The organism is Virgibacillus alimentarius (assembly GCF_017874635.1).
GTDB classification, from domain to species: Bacteria; Bacillota; Bacilli; order Bacillales; family Amphibacillaceae; genus Virgibacillus_B; species Virgibacillus_B alimentarius.
On sequence record NZ_JAGIKX010000003.1, the window covers coordinates 43299 to 59401 of the forward strand.

The 16103-nt window shown below is 37.7% G+C and carries 17 protein-coding genes and 1 riboswitch; of the genes, 9 read left to right on the top strand and 8 right to left on the bottom strand.

Translation table 11 applies throughout. The features are described from left to right. The first annotated feature begins 60 nt into the window (after positions 1-60). The gene (gene thiT / locus J2Z81_RS03420) at positions 61-459 is read left to right on the top strand and encodes an energy-coupled thiamine transporter ThiT (protein WP_226370787.1); all 399 of its coding nucleotides are present in this window, start codon (positions 61-63) and stop codon (positions 457-459) included. Between the two features lie 41 nt (positions 460-500). On the opposite strand, the gene J2Z81_RS03425 is transcribed toward thiT, so the two are convergent. The 8 genes from J2Z81_RS03425 to rfbA form a co-directional block, all read right to left on the bottom strand. After that, positions 501-1652: an acyl-CoA dehydrogenase family protein gene (locus tag J2Z81_RS03425; protein WP_029270937.1), complete on the bottom strand. Its 1152-nt coding sequence runs from the start codon at positions 1650-1652 to the stop codon at positions 501-503. Between the two features lie 106 nt (positions 1653-1758). Beyond that, complete coding sequence (locus J2Z81_RS03430) at positions 1759-3453, bottom strand: DUF6044 family protein (RefSeq protein WP_029270938.1); 1695 nt, start codon at positions 3451-3453, stop codon at positions 1759-1761. After that, positions 3416-4546, bottom strand: coding sequence for a dTDP-4-amino-4,6-dideoxygalactose transaminase (gene rffA / locus J2Z81_RS03435; protein WP_029270940.1), 1131 nt, complete (start codon positions 4544-4546; stop codon positions 3416-3418). Before rffA ends, J2Z81_RS03430 begins: the two co-directional genes overlap by 38 nt. Before the next feature lie 10 nt (positions 4547-4556). Beyond that, positions 4557-4922, bottom strand: coding sequence for an EamA family transporter (locus J2Z81_RS03440; RefSeq protein WP_029270942.1), 366 nt, complete (start codon positions 4920-4922; stop codon positions 4557-4559). Positions 4923-4924: 2 nt separating this feature from the next. Further along, the gene (locus tag J2Z81_RS03445; RefSeq protein WP_226370723.1) at positions 4925-5611 is read right to left on the bottom strand and encodes a GNAT family N-acetyltransferase; all 687 of its coding nucleotides are present in this window, start codon (positions 5609-5611) and stop codon (positions 4925-4927) included. Further along, positions 5604-6590 carry a glycosyltransferase family 2 protein gene (locus tag J2Z81_RS03450; protein ID WP_226981212.1) on the bottom strand — a complete coding sequence of 329 codons (987 nt, stop codon included), beginning with the start codon at positions 6588-6590 and terminating at the stop codon, positions 5604-5606. Before J2Z81_RS03450 ends, J2Z81_RS03445 begins: the two co-directional genes overlap by 8 nt. Further along, positions 6554-7588: a dTDP-glucose 4,6-dehydratase gene (rfbB, locus tag J2Z81_RS03455; RefSeq protein WP_029266316.1), complete on the bottom strand. Its 1035-nt coding sequence runs from the start codon at positions 7586-7588 to the stop codon at positions 6554-6556. Before rfbB ends, J2Z81_RS03450 begins: the two co-directional genes overlap by 37 nt. Next, complete coding sequence (rfbA, locus tag J2Z81_RS03460; protein WP_029266315.1) at positions 7581-8513, bottom strand: glucose-1-phosphate thymidylyltransferase RfbA; 933 nt, start codon at positions 8511-8513, stop codon at positions 7581-7583. Before rfbA ends, rfbB begins: the two co-directional genes overlap by 8 nt. Before the next feature lie 247 nt (positions 8514-8760). Here rfbA and J2Z81_RS03465 point away from each other — a divergent pair, with 247 nt between their 5' ends. From J2Z81_RS03465 to queF, 8 genes are all read left to right on the top strand, one after another. Continuing rightward, positions 8761-9318 carry a chromate transporter gene (locus J2Z81_RS03465; RefSeq protein ID WP_226370724.1) on the top strand — a complete coding sequence of 186 codons (558 nt, stop codon included), beginning with the start codon at positions 8761-8763 and terminating at the stop codon, positions 9316-9318. Then, complete coding sequence (locus J2Z81_RS03470) at positions 9315-9842, top strand: chromate transporter (RefSeq protein WP_029266311.1); 528 nt, start codon at positions 9315-9317, stop codon at positions 9840-9842. Before J2Z81_RS03465 ends, J2Z81_RS03470 begins: the two co-directional genes overlap by 4 nt. 250 nt (positions 9843-10092) lie before the next feature. Beyond that, the gene (argC, locus tag J2Z81_RS03475) at positions 10093-11130 is read left to right on the top strand and encodes an N-acetyl-gamma-glutamyl-phosphate reductase (protein ID WP_029266309.1); all 1038 of its coding nucleotides are present in this window, start codon (positions 10093-10095) and stop codon (positions 11128-11130) included. A gap of 58 nt (positions 11131-11188) precedes the next feature. Further along, positions 11189-12415 (top strand): bifunctional glutamate N-acetyltransferase/amino-acid acetyltransferase ArgJ, encoded by a 1227-nt coding sequence (argJ, locus tag J2Z81_RS03480; protein WP_029266307.1) that lies wholly within the window; start codon positions 11189-11191, stop codon positions 12413-12415. A gap of 13 nt (positions 12416-12428) precedes the next feature. Then, positions 12429-13208: an acetylglutamate kinase gene (argB, locus tag J2Z81_RS03485; protein ID WP_226370725.1), complete on the top strand. Its 780-nt coding sequence runs from the start codon at positions 12429-12431 to the stop codon at positions 13206-13208. Further along, positions 13205-14359: an acetylornithine transaminase gene (locus J2Z81_RS03490; protein ID WP_029266303.1), complete on the top strand. Its 1155-nt coding sequence runs from the start codon at positions 13205-13207 to the stop codon at positions 14357-14359. The genes argB and J2Z81_RS03490 overlap by 4 nt, the downstream gene beginning before the upstream one ends. A gap of 56 nt (positions 14360-14415) precedes the next feature. Next, a complete protein-coding gene (gene argF, locus J2Z81_RS03495) occupies positions 14416-15384 on the top strand; it encodes an ornithine carbamoyltransferase (protein WP_029266301.1) in 969 nt (322 codons plus the stop codon). 91 nt (positions 15385-15475) lie between these two features. After that, positions 15476-15522: riboswitch (PreQ1 riboswitch) on the top strand. 67 nt (positions 15523-15589) lie between these two features. Continuing rightward, positions 15590-16087 carry a preQ(1) synthase gene (gene queF / locus J2Z81_RS03500; RefSeq protein ID WP_226370726.1) on the top strand — a complete coding sequence of 166 codons (498 nt, stop codon included), beginning with the start codon at positions 15590-15592 and terminating at the stop codon, positions 16085-16087. The last annotated feature ends 16 nt before the right edge of the window (positions 16088-16103 follow it).

Sequence of the window (16103 nt, forward strand, 5' to 3'; positions counted from 1 at the left end):
AATAATCAACGTTACCATAAGGGGAGCTAAGGCTGAGATTGAACAAAATGTTTATGGGGAATTCTGCAGGTAACATTAGGAGATGCATGGATTTTGACACCTACCCAAGCATTTATCGAATACTTTATTGCCTTTACATTTGTTGGATTTTCGGGACTTTTTGCTCGTTTAGTAAAAGAGAATTTGAAAGAAAATTTAAAAGGACGTGCCCTCTTCTGGGTAGTTATTGCGATATTCGTTGGAAGTATTGCACGTTACTTTTGGCATTTTGTGGCTGGTGTTATTTTCTTTAAAAGCTATGCCATTGAAGCAGGAAAATCGCCATTTATTTTCTCATTGATTACGAACGGAACAACCTTTTTCTTTACTGCCCTGGGCTGTGCAATCGTACTCGTGTTACTAATTGGCAGGGCGCCACAATTAATAACGTCAGCAAATCGAAACGAAGGAAATAAATAGATTAAAAAGAAGGAGCAATATTGCTTCCTTCTTTTTAAATATCAGCCTCTATTTATAGATTTTGTTGCAAGTTGCATGACAGTCATATCATCCATTGGTGGGTTGTGTAAGCCAGCACGCACGTCACGGTAATAGCGTTGCAGGGGATTCTTTTGTGACAAACTTCTTGCCCCAACTACACGCATAGCTAGATCGACTATTTTCAACGCCTGATTGACAACAGATAATTTTACAGCACCAAGTTCCGGTTTCATTGTTTGACGGGTATCTTCATTACTTTCATCCCATTTTTTGGCAACTGCATAAAGAAAATGACTGCTCTGGAGCACATGCAATTCCATTTCTCCTAATTTTTGTTTGATATTTGGTAACTCAGAAATGGTCCCTTTAATGCTATTCGGTGAATAACTGGTAGCAAAATCGATCGCATATTCCTGTGCTGCACGGGCGATGCCTAAATAGCATGCTGGAATATGAAGCAGCCAACCAGCAGCTGGTTTATTTCCCGGAGTAAGATACTGTACAAGGTCATCTGCATCCACTTGTACATTTTCAAGCACAAGATCATGGCTTCCGGTTGCCTTCATTCCAATTGAATCCCATGTTTCATCGATGCTTACTCCATTGCGATCTCTTCTAATAAGAAAGTTCCCTACTTGATCTGTACCATCAATGGATGCACTAACGACAAAGTAAGTAAGAATGGGAGCAAGCGTCGTAAAATTTTTTCTTCCGTTGATGATCCAGCCATCTGCATTTTTCTCAGCTACAGTTTCAGGCCTGCCTCCACGAGTGGGACTACCTGTTGCTGGTTCAGATGCAGCGTTATTTAATAATGCACCTGTGTTAATAACTTCTTGTGCAAATGATTGATATGTAGCCTTATCCCATATATCATTTTCCCCAAGCTGTTTCGTAATCCCCATATGCCAGCCGATCGACAATGCTGTAGATCCGTCTGCTTTAGCAATTGTTTCTTGATGCTTTAGCATTTCGGTAAGGGATATACCTAAGCCGCCATATTTTTTAGGGATCGTCAAAGCGGGGTATCCAATTTCTTTTAGTGCGTTAAAATTATCAAAAGGAAATGTTCCTTCCTCGTCATGTTTTTTCGCTTTTTCAGCAAAAGACGTAACTTTTTCAGCTAATGCTTTGTTTCGTTCTTCAGCAGACTTCATATCTGTTAATTTCAAATCCATTTCCCTCCATCTATTTCATATTCCGATGAAAACAGTTGGAATTATATATCTCATATTATTCCATTACTTTTATAAAAGTGCAAGGAAAGACGCTTCTCTTTTAATCAATATGATCGTTGTGATACAAATAAATTTTCCACGGAGAACCCTCCAATTCAAAACTTCGTTCAAATGTAAGATCGATTTCTTCAGCATTTTCTATAGGCAAGGCAGAGAAAACAAATTCCCCACCCAATTGTGCTAATTGATCCGTATTAATATTCAGCTCTTTGATGGATTTTTCGCTGTGTTTGGAAAACATATAACTTTTCCCTAATTCACCCACATACATATATAATCTGCTTCCCCATGTATCAAAGTAATTTTTCAGCTTTGGATTTTTCTCCAGTTCGGGTGCTATCACTTTGCGAAATTCATGTTTGTAGGCAAGCGGAAATGTATTATTATAGGTATCCAGCGTATAAAAGCCGTTGTACTGAGCGATGGTTGGATGCATCGCAACACTGACGACACGATAGTCTGCCTGATCCTTGCCAATGTAATCCTCAATCTTTTGGAATAAATTCGTAGAATAAAATTCCTTGTATGTCGGTGTATCAATTATACTGTATTTTATTTCTTCCGTAAGCGGAAAAAGAATTGCACATTGACATACGATTAGGATGGCAACGATAACTTTACCAAATTTCCATTTCCATAAAACTGTTAAGGCTAAGGCAAAAGATAGATACCACATAACTGGGCGCATAAACTGGATACGGCTAAAGTTAAACGTATTAAAGATTGAAAAACTATCCTTTAAGAAACGCATCTCTTCCCAATACCAGAATGCATAAAATAATGAAAAGAGTGTATTTGCGATCAACAGTCCGAGCAAAAGCTTATAATCCATTTTACGATAAACAGCTATCACCAGAGCAATGATCGTAATAGGAAAAATAATGGTCGCATGCATGTCCCAAGCATGTGTGTGCCCTTCGATAAAGTTTTTTAAAAACAAATCCCATGTTTCAGGCAAATTTTTATGACCAAGATTAAGCGCTTCTCTATGCGAGGTAAATGTACTGTTGAGAAACATGGAAACGATAAGCATATAATTTTTTATTAAATAAATAAAAGTCATTCCAGCGATGCTGAAGAAAAAAGCAGGATTGAACTTTCTACTCCGAAACCAGTCGATGAGCCAAAGCAATCCGATTAATCCAAGGAAAAAAATAAACGACAAAATAAAGCTTGAGTAAAAAGGAAATAGAAATAAAAGTACCCAATATAATTTTGGTGTATGTTTTCCTTGCTTTCTAATAGTCAAGAAGATATGTAATGCAAGAGGTAATCCCGCAATCGATAACGATCCGGATGGCCAGTAAGGCAGGAGTGCATAGCCTAAAGCAACTCCTGTTGTGATGAAAGCTGATTTTTCATTTAATATATTTTTTCTTAGTAAAATATACATTCCTATGTAAGCAACAAAACGCATGAACGTTTGGTTGATCGTATAAGCAGTGAAAGGGCTAAAAAGCACATATAACCAGACATTTGCATCTAGCCCTGATGCAAGTGCACTTCGCGGAAGCCCATTTATTACATTTGGCAGTGTCGCATTGGGGGATGAAAAGATAGCCCCGCTTTCTGCAAGCATTTTATACCAGACAATATTAGAATCCAGATTATCATGAACGCGAATATGTGTGTTTTCTTCTAAAATATAATAGGGTAGAAGATAGGCGATGATGATAAGAAACGCAATATAGAAAAGTTTATGAGCTGAAAAATGCTTGCGTACATTGAACCACATAGTCGACATCCTCTTTTGTTATTCCATAAAACAATGGAAGGCGTACAATTTTTTCACTTTCTTTTGTTGTATAATGATCTTCACCGATAAAAGCACCATATTTTTTACCAGCATGGGAGGTGTGTAAAGGAACATAATGGGAAACAGCCATAATATCATTATCCTTTAAATCATTCATGAGGGCTTGCCTTTCATTTCCGTTTTTCATCTTCAAATAAAACATATGCGCATTATGCATGCATTCTTCAGGAATAGTAGGTAACTTGATATATCCCGCTTCCATTAATGGATACAATTTCTGATAATAATACTTCCAGGTTTGCATTCGGTTTTCATATATTTGGTTCGCGTTTTCTAATTGTGCATATAGAAATGCCGCATTCAGCTCACTTAATAGAAAAGAAGAGCCCAGGTCGCGCCATGTATACTTATCGACCATCCCTCGAACAAACTGTGAACGGTTGGTACCTTTTTCTTGTATGATTTCGGCGCGTTCAATCGATGGCTTATGATTGACAAGAAGAGCACCACCTTCGCCACATGTATAGTTTTTTGTGTCATGAAAACTAAACGTACCAAAATGTCCGATTGTTCCTAAAGGTTCTCCCTTATATGTACTAAGAAGTGCTTGAGCAGCATCCTCAACAACAAACAGACGGTGCTCTGAAGCAATTTCCATAATCTTATCCATATCGCAGGAAACACCTGCATAATGGACAACCACAATCACTTTTGTCCTTTTGGTAATTGCGTTTTCGATTGCGGCCGGTTCAATATTCATTGTTTTAGGATCGATATCGACGAATATGACTTTAGCTCCTCTAAGTGCAAATGCACTTGCTGTAGAAACAAAGGTATACGAAGGCATGATTACTTCATCACCTTCGCCAACTTCCGTTAATAATGCTGCCATTTCTAGAGAAGCTGTGCAGGAGGGGGTAAGTAACGTTTTATTGCATCCTAAACGTTCTTCCATCCATTCATTGCACTTTTGGCTGAATGGGCCATCTCCAGACAGTTTGTTCTGCAAAATTGCTTCATGTATGTATTTTTTCTCATTTCCTGTAATACATGGCTTATTAAACGGAATCATAAAAATCACCTCACAAGGATTGACTGGTAACGATAATACCGAAAACAATTAGTAATAGTCCGATTACTTTTTGACTCGTCATCGGTTCACCAAACATAAATACTGAAAAAAGGAAAACAAGAACAAATGAGAGACTCATAAATGGGTAAGCAAAACTGATATTAAATTTAGTCATTGCAGCCATCCAAAATAAAGAGGCCACAAATGCTGATAGGAAACCCGATAGAATGAGCGGATCCAGGAGTAATCGCAGTAAAAATAAAACCTTATCAAATGTTTCTTTTGGAAGACTCCCGAATTTATCGATGCGCCATTTCAGCATTAACTGGCCGTATACCGTAAAAAGGATGGTTCCAAGAATATAAAAATACCCCATCATTACACACCTTTTGGAGCAGGACCATTTAACTTATGATAGACATCAAGTGTCTTCTTTAACTTGAATCCAAGAGAGTAAAATAAATTAAGGGAAGCCACATTGGCAGCAGAAATGGAAGTTCTTAATTTAGAATATCCCAAATTAAACTGCTCTTGACACCCTCGGCTTGTAAACGATTTTGTTAAACCCTTGCCTTGAAATTCCTTTTTAATTCCGAGTAAAAGAACTTTATTTGCGTCATATGCATAAAACCCAGCTGTTCTTCCTTCATATAGAAGATTAAAAATTTTATTTTCCTCAATCAAATCGCCGACCCACCGCTTATATCTCATGTCAGCAAGGGAGTTTGGAATATTAAAATCACGATGAAATCGACCATGCATAAACGCCTCTTCAGCTATCTGTAAAATTTCCGCTTCATCATAATTTCTGGATATGGAAGTTTTTTCCTTGTGGATAGTATGGAAATTCTCTTTTTTGCATACAGGTTCAATTAATGAATCCATGTAATAAAAACCATGCTTCATAATATTCTTAGGGTTTGTTAATGGGTCCACTTTCAGAGTGAAATGGCCTTCCTTTATATTTGTTTCTTCTAATGCTTCCTCTGAGGAATCTGTAAGTTCATATGTATCAATATGAAATGTTCTTTTATCCCATGGTGTTGGTTTTAAATAGTTATTCATTCTCCCATCTCCGATCCTTACACGCATCAAAATTCTCTGTTTTATCCTGAATGATATAAAGGGGTCTTGCTTTCGTTTCATTAAAAACCTTTCCTAAGTAAAGTCCCAATACACCAAAATTAAAAAAGATCAGCCCACCGATAAAATAAATGGAAACCATGACACTTGTCCAGCCTGGGACTGTTTCCGATAGAAAAAAATATCGCATAAATAAGTATATTCCATAAATTAAAGATGCAATTGAGATTAAAAATCCAAATTGAATGGATAACCGTAATGGTTTATTTGATTGTGAGATAATAGCGTCAGTAGCAAGTGTAACAAGTTTTTTAATATTATAAGATGATTCGCCGTCTTTTCGTTTATCATGTTCTATCGGAATGGAAGCTGTTTTAAAGCCCATCCATTGTAAAAAAAGCGGAAAAGAACGGTTTTGCTCTCGCATTGTTTGAAAAGCCTCAATTACTTTTTTGGAACAGATGCTAAAATTGGCAACGGTATGGTCAGATGAACGCTCTGCTAAGTAATCGTACACCTTATAAAACATTTTTGAGGAAAATCTTTTGGACCATTTATCTTGACGCTGGACTCGGTTACCAAGTACAACTTGATATCCTTCCGTTGTCTTTTCATATAATCTGTTAATTTCTTCTGGCCGATCTTGGAGGTCACAATCCATAACAACAATCCAATCGCCTTTTGTATGATCAAGCCCGGCTGTTATGGCGTGGTGCTGGCCAAAATTCCGGGAAAGATTGATGCCTTTAATACGATAATCAGATTCATTCAGCCTTTTAATCGTTTCCCAGGCATTATCCGGGCTCGCGTCGTTAACTAAAATAATCTCAAATTGAGCTGGAATTGTTTCAATTGTCTTTCTGATTCGTCTGCAAAGTTCCTTTAGGCAAGTTTCACAGCCATAAACGGGGACAACCACCGAAATCAAAGGGTGATGCGATCCCATTTTTCCACGTACCATTCTATGGTTTCCTTCAATCCCGTATCTAAATGTATTTTAGGTTTCCAGCCCATTTCTTGTCGCAACTTTGTGTCATCAATGGCGTATCTTCGATCATGTCCGAGGCGATCTTCCGTAAATGTAATTAATTCTTTAAAACTAGATAAATTAGCATTTTTTCTTACAGTTGGTCTGAGCTGATCTAAAATTTCACATATTGCAACGGCTACATCAATATTTGCTTTCTCGTTGCCCCCACCAACATTGTAGGTGTTCAGTGTCTTGCCATGATGATAGATGTTATCTAAAGCCCTGCAGTGATCTTTTACATGCAGCCAATCTCTAACATTTTGTCCGTCCCCGTATAGAGGGATTGGTCTACAAGCTAAGGCATTCGATATAATCGTAGGAATTAATTTCTCATGATGCTGCATTGGCCCATAATTATTCGAACTGCTCGATATAATGATATTCATTCCATGTGTATATCCAAAGCTTTTAACAAGCATATTTGCACCAGCTTTTGATGCACTGTATGGGTTGCGGGGATCATATGGTGTTTCTTCCGTGAATTGTCCTTTTTCACCTAATGCTCCATATACTTCATCTGTTGAAATCTGATGGAAACGATTTTCGAAGAGTGTCCCTTGGTTTTGCCATGCATCTTTAGCGGCATTTAGTAATGTAAATGTTCCTAGAACATTCGTTGTTACAAAGGATTTTGCACTCTGAATGGATCTGTCTACATGTGATTCGGCAGCAAAGTGAATAACTCCAGTAATAGGATAATCAGAAAAAATATCATGGACTAACTGCTCATCTGCAATGTCACCGTGGAAAAATTGATAGTTTGGCAGATGTTCTACCTCAGCTAAATTATCCTGTGAACCGGCATAAGTTAATAAATCTAAGTTGAGCAGGTGATAATTAGGGTATTTTTTAACGAAGTATGTGATGAAATTGGCGCCAATAAATCCAGCCCCTCCTGTAATTAAGATTGTTTGTTTGTGTTTATTCATTTTCCACCAATCCTAACACAGGGTCACGATCAATGGACTCCCAGTATTGCTGGTTATGTTTTCGATTAGCAATCTCCATAAGATACTTGCCATAGTCATTTTTTTCCATTGACTTCCCCTTTTTGTACAATGCTTCTTTGCTGATATATCTTAAATAAAAAGCAATTTCTTCCAGACAAGCTAGTTTAAAACCTTGTCGGTCTTGAATGTTTTTGATAAATTCAGAGGCCTCAAACAACGATTCATGTGTACCGGCGTCCATCCAAGCAAAGCCTCGACCAAGTAGTTGTACGTCCAACTGTCCTTTTTTTAAGTATTCCCTGTTCACATCAGTAATTTCCAGTTCCCCTCGTGCAGAAAATGTGAGTTTTCTGGCTATTTTTGCTGCATGATGATCATAAATATATAAACCGGTAACTGCAAAGTCTGATTTCGGTTCTTCCGGTTTTTCCTCTAAAGAGAGTACTTTCTGATTTTGGTCAAACTCCACAACACCAAATCTCTTTGGATCTTTAACACGATACCCGAAAATTGTTGCATGTTCATGATTTTTAATTGCCCTGCGAAATAGGTTTGTAAAACCTTGGCCATAAAAGATGTTGTCACCCAGAATAAGAGTTACATCATCTTTTCCAATAAATTTTTCACCTATTATTAAAGCTTCTGGAATACCATTTGGCTCGATCTGATGTTCATAGGTTAAGGAAATACCTAGTGCAGATCCGTCTCCCAGTAAAGCTTTAAATCGTTCTTGATCATCCTTTGTACTAATGATCATAATATCTTTAATTCCGCCTAACATTAAAATGGATATTGGATAATAAATCATTGGTTTATCATATACTGCGAGCAGGTGTTTATTAATACCATCCGTGCTCGGTGATAGTCGGGTTCCGCTACCTCCAGCAAGTATAATCCCTTTCATGAACCTCAAGCCTCCATTTGTTCATATTTAAAACATATGGTTATTCTATTTTATTGCCTGAATTGGAAAAAATAAACTTACAATTGTATTGCAAATATATTTCAGTATTCACATTATTTATCAGAATTGAGATAAAATTGTAATAACAAACTAGAACAATCGGATAATGGAAAAGTCAAAATATTCATGTTAGGATTAGAAAATCAGATAGAACATGCAAGATGTTTTAAAAAGGAACGTGATTTTCATGAAACAAAAGGACATATTTATTGCCTTTTTCAGAGCAGGAATGCTTGGATATGGGGGAGGTCTGTCAGCTATTCCTTTGATGCATAGAGAAGTTGTAACGATCTATAAATGGATGGATGACGAAGAATTTTCGGATATTTTGGCGTTGGCAAATACTCTCCCAGGACCGATTAATACGAAACTGTCAGGATATATTGGATGGCGACTGTCAGGTTTTAAGGGTTTATTATGTGCGATAGCTGCTACAGTGCTTCCGACGGTTGTTTTAATGATTTTATTACTTACCGTTTTAAACGCTTATAAAGATAAGCCATGGGTGCAAGGGATGTCCAAAGGAGTTATACCGATTGCAGGGGTGATGATCGGTGTTTTAGCTTGGGACTTCATTAAAAAATCGAAACAATCGATGGGGTGGTTGGCAACTATTGTTATCGCGGGAATCAGTTTGATCGTGATGCAATTTTTTGGAATTCATCCAGCTCTAATGATCATAGCGTTAGTAGCAGCTGCATTGTTATCCAAAGAGGAAAAAGATGAGCAGGTGAGGGGAAAATGATTTACTGGAAGATATTTTTGGCGAATTTTATCGCAAACTTACTCGGGTATGGTGGAGGACCAGCAACTATACCTCTCTTGGAACATGAAGTAGTTGACCGCTATAGTTGGTACACAACGGGCGAGTACAGTGAAATGGTGGCGCTTGGAAATGGATTGCCAGGACCGATTGCGACGAAATTAGCTGGTTATATCGGTTATGACCAAGGTGGACTTTTAGGTGCTGCAATTGGGCTGTTTGCATCTGTAGCACCATCGCTTATCATGATGATTGCCCTGTTAGGTTTACTGTTAAAATTTAAAGAATCAAAAAAAGTGAAAAGGCTAACTCAATTTGTACGTCCAACCATTGCAGTATTGTTAGGGGTGATGACTTATCATTTCTTTTTTGATTCTTATGTAAGTACAGGGATAATGCATACAGCTATTATTGGTGTTTTAGGTTTGATTTTTCTTGAGAAATTACATATTAGTCCTGTTTATGTTGTGCTTGGTGCATTAGTATATGGAGCAGTTTTTCTATAAAATGTTTTGCCCACTTCGTACGAGGATTTCCTCGTATTTTTTTTATATGAAAAATCATTTTGTACAATGCAAATCGAAAGTATATTTATGCATTATCTATACATTCGGTGTGGTAAGCGGTAAGAGGTTTGATTTGTTATTACACCTATTAACAGGTGAAAAATAATTTTAAAAATTTATAATTATGCCCTTGAATTTATTTTTATACAGTTTATAATAAATACTAACAAAAATTTTAGGAGTGGATTTCATGAAAGTAGCAATCATAGGTTCGACTGGTTACGGTGGGGTTGAATTAATTCGAATCTTACAACAACACCCAGCTGTATCTCTTTATACAAACCACTCTTCAAGCCAGGACGGAAGTTTGCTAACAGAAGGCTATCCGCATCTTCAATCGATTATTGATCAGCCGCTCCAAGCTATTGACACAAAAAAAATAGCAAGTGAAGCTGATCTGGTTTTTACAGCTACACCCTCCGGAATTTCTGCAAAGCTCGTACCAGAATTACTGAAAGAGGGTTTAAAAGTAATTGATTTATCTGGAGATTACCGCCTAAAAAATTCAAAAGACTATGAACAGTGGTATAACAAAGAGGCTGGAGATGAACATTGGCTTCACGAAGCGGTATATGGATTAACAGAATGGCTTGAAACAGACTTAAAAGATGCTAAATTAGTTGCAAATCCTGGTTGTTATCCAACTGCGGCATTATTAGGACTTGCGCCATTAATAAAAGATAGATTAATAGATGAAAAGACGATTATTATTGATGCGAAAACAGGAGTAACCGGTGCTGGGAAAAATCCTTCTCCAATGACGCATTTCTCAGAGATGAACGATAACTTGAAAATATATAAAGTCAATAAACATCAGCACATTCCTGAAATAGAACAAGTGCTGACCAGTTGGGACGCAGCTGTTGGGGCGATAACATTCAGTACGCATTTACTTCCGATGACAAGAGGCATTATGACGACAATGTATGCAAATGCAACCGAAGAAGTGAATATAGATCAGCTGCATAATTTGTATAAAGAAAGTTATAAAGACGATTATTTTGTCAGAATTAGAGAAAAGGGAATATTCCCAAGTACAAAAGAAGTATACGGGTCAAATTTTTGTGATATTTCAATTGCCTATGACGAGCGAACAAATCGGATTATGATCGTCTCCGTTATTGATAATCTGATGAAAGGTGCTTCAGGGCAAGCGGTACAAAATATGAATAAGATGCTTGGAATGGAAGAAACAATGGGACTTGAGTTTGTTCCTGTCTTTCCTTGACCACAGATAACCATAGATGTGAAGAAATACTGGCTTAAAAAAGAAGGGAGAATGAATGATGGTGATTGTTGAGGAAAAAATGAAAAAAATTGAAAATGGATCGATTATAACACCGAAGGGCTTTCAGGCAGCAGGTCTGCATTCTGGTGTAAAACGTAAACGAAATGATTTAGGGCTGATTTATTGTGAGAATCCAGCGAATGCTGCTGCTGTTTATACACTAAATGTCATACAAGCTGCTCCCTTAAAAATAACGAAAGAAAGCCTGTCGGAAGCTGGTAAGATTCAAGCGCTAATTGCAAATAGCGGGAATGCAAACGCATGTACAGGAAAACAAGGTGAGCAAGATGCACGTATGATGAGACAGGTTACGGCAGAAAAATTAAATTTGCCAGAACATTACGTGGCAGTTGCTTCAACAGGCATTATCGGGCTAGATATGCCAATGAACAAGATAATCCCTGGTATTAAACAACTTCACCTTGAAGATACAGACAGAAGTGCAGAGGATTTTAATGAATCTATTTTAACTACTGATCTATGTACTAAATCAACATGCTATCAAGCAAAGATAAATGGTAAAACAGTTACAATGGCAGGTTCTGCAAAAGGATCTGGTATGATTGAGCCAAATATGGGAACGATGCTTGCCTTTATTACAACAGATGCGGTAATTGAGCCGCCTATGCTCGATTTGGCTTTAAAGAAGGTTACGAACCAAACGTTTAATTGCATTACGATTGATGGGGATACATCGACAAATGATATGGTGCTCGTTATGACAAGTGAATTGGCAAAAAACGAAACACTCACTCCAGAGCATGAAGACTGGGACGTATTTCTGGAACTATTAAACAAGACATGTGAAGACCTATCAAAAATGATTGCTCGTGATGGGGAAGGTGCTACAAAGTTAATAGAAGTAGAAGTTAACGGAGCATCTGATAATGAGCAAGCAGGGAAGGTTGCAAAGTCTGTTGTTGGCTCATCATTGGTGAAAACAGCAGTATGTGGTGCAGACGCGAACTGGGGACGAATTATAGCTGCCATTGGTTATAGTGATGCGGTTATCAATCCAGATACAATTGATACATTTATCGGATCGATCCAGTTGTTAAAAGATAGTCAACCAGTGCCTTTTTCGGAAAATGAAGCAACAAACTATTTAAAAGAAGATACTGTGACAATAGTAATCGATTTAAAAGTAGGTAATGGAACGGGGAAAGCTTGGGGTTGTGACTTAACTTATGATTATGTACGTATTAACGCTAGTTATCGATCGTGAGGGGGTGTAAGCGGTGCAGGATGTAATTGTGCTTAAATGTGGCGGAAGTATTATCAATGTTTTGTCTACTGAATTTTTTGCCAATATTTTAACTTTACAGCAAGCAGGTTACAAGCCGGTTATCGTTCATGGCGGGGGTCCAGCAATAAAAGAAATGCTGGATACGTTAAAAATTGAAACGGAATTTATCGACGGTCTCCGAAAAACGACAGAACCAGTTATGGATGTTGCCGAGATGGTACTTAATGGATCAGTGAATAATGAATTGCTACGTAAATTTAATCAAGCTGGGATACAAGCAATTGGGTTATCTGGTTCGGATGCAATGACCCTGACAGCAGTTTCCAAAAATATAGAGCGCTACGGATTGGTAGGAGAAATAACAGATGTCAATGTACCGTTACTTCATCATTTAATAGCTGCTAGTATTGTGCCTGTCATTGCTCCGATAGCCCTCGGTGAGAATGGAACAAGATACAATGTGAATGCTGATACCGTAGCAGGTGCAGTTGCTGAAGCTTTATCGGCAGAACAGTTAATTTTTGTTACCGATGTACCTGGAATACTTAAGGAAGGTAAATTACTTGAAGAAATATCAGAGCAGGAAATTAAACACTTAATAGAAACAGGTACAATTTATGGCGGTATGATACCTAAAGTTAAAGCAGCACTCAAAAGTCTAAATGAACAATTGCGTGAAGTAATGATTGTTGATGGGAAGCATTCCGTTATCAAAGCAGACATGAAATTGAAAGGAACGGTTATTACAAAATCGATGGAGGTGGTAAAATGACTGCGTTATTTCCAACATATAAACGATTTGAACTATCGGTATCAGAAGCAAAAGGAACGATTGTAAAAGATACGAGCGGAAAGGAATATCTAGATTTTGGATCGGGGATCGGGGTTTGCAACCTAGGACATCGCCATCCCGATGTACAAAAAGCAGTAGAAACTCAGCTAACTAAATATTGGCATGTTTCGAATCTTTATCACGTGCCGATTCAAGAAAGTGTAGCTGAATTACTCACTACAAGCAGTTCTGGATCATCTGTCTTTTTCTGTAACAGTGGAGCAGAGGCGAATGAAGCAGCCATTAAATTAGCGAGAAAAGCAACAGGTAAGACGAAAGTGATTACATTTCATCAATCATTTCATGGAAGAACATTTGCTACGATGGCCGCTACCGGACAGGAAAAAGTTCATACGGGATTTGGGCCGATGCTTGAGTCGTTTGTATATGTACCGTTTAATGATATCGAAGCAGTACAAAACACCATAGACGGCCAGACAGCAGCAATCATGCTTGAAGTAATTCAGGGAGAAGGCGGCGTCCTTGATGGAAAATTAGAATTTATAAAAGAAATAGAACAGCTTTGTTTAGCAAATAATATTTTACTTATTATTGACGAAGTGCAAACAGGTATTGGAAGAACTGGTAAGCCATTTGCGTATCAGCATTACGGTATTTCGCCAGACATTATTACTTCAGCAAAAGGACTGGCGAATGGACTCCCGGCAGGAGCGATGATCGCTAAAGAGCATCTTTCGAGTTTCTTTGGACCAGGCAGTCATGCGTCCACATTTGGCGGTAATCCGGTTGCGATGGCAGCCGCGGATGCAGTTTTACAGATCGTGTTTCAGATGGACTTTTTAAATGAAGTAAAAGAAAAAGGTATTTATTTAAAAGAGCAATTAAACAAACGGATTGGTACATCCAGCTTTGTATCCGATATACGTGGGAAAGGGCTCATGGTTGGTATTGAATGTAAGGAAGATATTACTGCTCTTATCCCCAGCCTTATTGAAAAAGGATTACTTGTTTTAAATGCTGGGCCATATGTAATCCGTCTACTCCCCCCATTAACAGTAAGCCAGCAGGAAATAGATAAGGCTGTAAATCTTATCGCTGAAAATCTTAAAAAACCAATCACATCCATTTAAATGAATAACAAATCCCCTGAGGAAGGGGAAATCTAAAAAGAGGAAGTGATGACGACATGTTCGTCCCCACTAAAAGCAAAAATATAAAAACTACTTTAGAAGGACAGCATTTTCTAACATTACAAGATTTTACAAAAGAGGAGATTTTATTTCTTTTGGATTATGCACTGGAATTAAAAGAGAAGCAGCGTTCAAAAGGAGCAAATCATTTACTTGAAGGAAAAACATTGGGTATGATTTTCGAAAAATCTTCAACTAGAACACGAGTGTCATTTGAAACAGGAATGTTCCAGCTTGGCGGTCATGCTTTATTTTTAAGCAAAAATGATATACACCTTGGCAAAGGGGAAACCATCGCAGATACAGCAAAGGTATTGTCCCGTTATGTTGATGGCATTATGATTCGTACTTTTGAACATGCACTAATTGAAGAGCTTGCAGAAAATGCATCAATTCCGATTATTAATGGACTGACAGATGATTTTCATCCGTGCCAGGTACTTGCAGATCTTCTTACAATTTATGAGAAAAAAGGGAATTTGGAAGGAAATAAGCTTGCTTTTGTTGGAGATGGACATAATATGGCAAACTCACTCATTATTGGCTGTGCCATGATGGGAATTGATTGTTCACTTGCTGTTCCTAAAGGATACGAAGTAAAAGATGCTATTATGGATAAAGCAAAAATATTGGCCGCGCAAAGTGGGGCGGTAATCGAGCAATCAAATGATCCTAAAAAAGCTGTAGAAAATGCAGATATCATCTATACAGATGTTTGGACGAGTATGGGATGTGAAGATGAGATGGATGATCGAATGCAAGCTTTTGCTAAATACCAGGTTAATCAAGAGCTTGTTCAATATGCAAAAGATGATTATTTATTTCTACATTGTCTTCCGGCTGTACGTGGACAGGAGATGACAACAGATATCATTGATGGTCCAAATTCCGTTGTGTTTGACCAGGCGGAGAATAGATTACATGCACAAAAAGCGGTAATGGCTTCCGTAATGGGTGGGAATTGATCCGAGATCGCGGGATCGGTCTACTAATATGCTTCCCTGATTGACATTTAAATCGATCATTCTTATAATAAATCGAGTATATCCTGCAAAAAGCGGAGAGGTTCTTAGCATTAACCCTCTTAAAAAAACTAAGGACAGCTGTTTGTAAAGCCATGTGCCTTAGGGCCTGGCTTTTTTTAATGGCGGAAAACAGGAGGTATGAAGGATGGTAGATAAAAAAGATGATGGATTAGAAAGGTTAACCCATTTAGGGAGCAAAGGGACAACCTACGTATTTGATTATAATCCGGAGCTATTAGAAACATTTGATAACGATTACCCGGACAGAGAGTATTTTGTCAAAATGAATTTTCCGGAATTTACAACACTTTGTCCGATGACAGGGCAACCGGATTTTGCAACATTATATATAAGTTATATCCCGGACATTAAAATGGTAGAAAGCAAGTCTTTAAAATTATATTTATTCAGCTTCCGAAATTACGGTGGTTTTCATGAAGCGAGTGTCAATATGATTATGAATGATTTAATTAACTTAATGGATCCGCGATATATCGAAGTATGGGGGAAATTCACTCCACGCGGAGGTATTTCAATTGATCCGTACTGTAATTATGGCAAGCCAGGTACAAAGTATGAACAAATGGCAGAGCATCGGATGATGAACCATGATATGTATCCTGAAAAAATAGATAACCGATAACATGGTCAAAGGGGTA

Excerpts from the sequence above, each read along its gene's own strand:
- J2Z81_RS03430 (WP_029270938.1), bottom strand. The coding sequence starts at position 3,453 with ATGTGGTTCAATGTACGCAAGCATTTTTCAGCTCATAAACTTTTCTAT.
- rffA (WP_029270940.1), bottom strand. The coding sequence starts at position 4,546 with ATGATTCCGTTTAATAAGCCATGTATTACAGGAAATGAGAAAAAATAC.
- J2Z81_RS03440 (WP_029270942.1), bottom strand. The coding sequence starts at position 4,922 with ATGGGGTATTTTTATATTCTTGGAACCATCCTTTTTACGGTATACGGC.
- J2Z81_RS03445 (WP_226370723.1), bottom strand. The coding sequence starts at position 5,611 with ATGAATAACTATTTAAAACCAACACCATGGGATAAAAGAACATTTCAT.
- J2Z81_RS03450 (WP_226981212.1), bottom strand. The coding sequence starts at position 6,590 with ATGGTACGTGGAAAAATGGGATCGCATCACCCTTTGATTTCGGTGGTT.
- rfbB (WP_029266316.1), bottom strand. The coding sequence starts at position 7,588 with ATGAATAAACACAAACAAACAATCTTAATTACAGGAGGGGCTGGATTT.
- rfbA (WP_029266315.1), bottom strand. The coding sequence starts at position 8,513 with ATGAAAGGGATTATACTTGCTGGAGGTAGCGGAACCCGACTATCACCG.
- J2Z81_RS03465 (WP_226370724.1), top strand. The coding sequence starts at position 8,761 with ATGAAACAAAAGGACATATTTATTGCCTTTTTCAGAGCAGGAATGCTT.
- J2Z81_RS03470 (WP_029266311.1), top strand. The coding sequence starts at position 9,315 with ATGATTTACTGGAAGATATTTTTGGCGAATTTTATCGCAAACTTACTC.
- argC (WP_029266309.1), top strand. The coding sequence starts at position 10,093 with ATGAAAGTAGCAATCATAGGTTCGACTGGTTACGGTGGGGTTGAATTA.
- argJ (WP_029266307.1), top strand. The coding sequence starts at position 11,189 with ATGGTGATTGTTGAGGAAAAAATGAAAAAAATTGAAAATGGATCGATT.
- J2Z81_RS03490 (WP_029266303.1), top strand. The coding sequence starts at position 13,205 with ATGACTGCGTTATTTCCAACATATAAACGATTTGAACTATCGGTATCA.
- argF (WP_029266301.1), top strand. The coding sequence starts at position 14,416 with ATGTTCGTCCCCACTAAAAGCAAAAATATAAAAACTACTTTAGAAGGA.
- queF (WP_226370726.1), top strand. The coding sequence starts at position 15,590 with ATGGTAGATAAAAAAGATGATGGATTAGAAAGGTTAACCCATTTAGGG.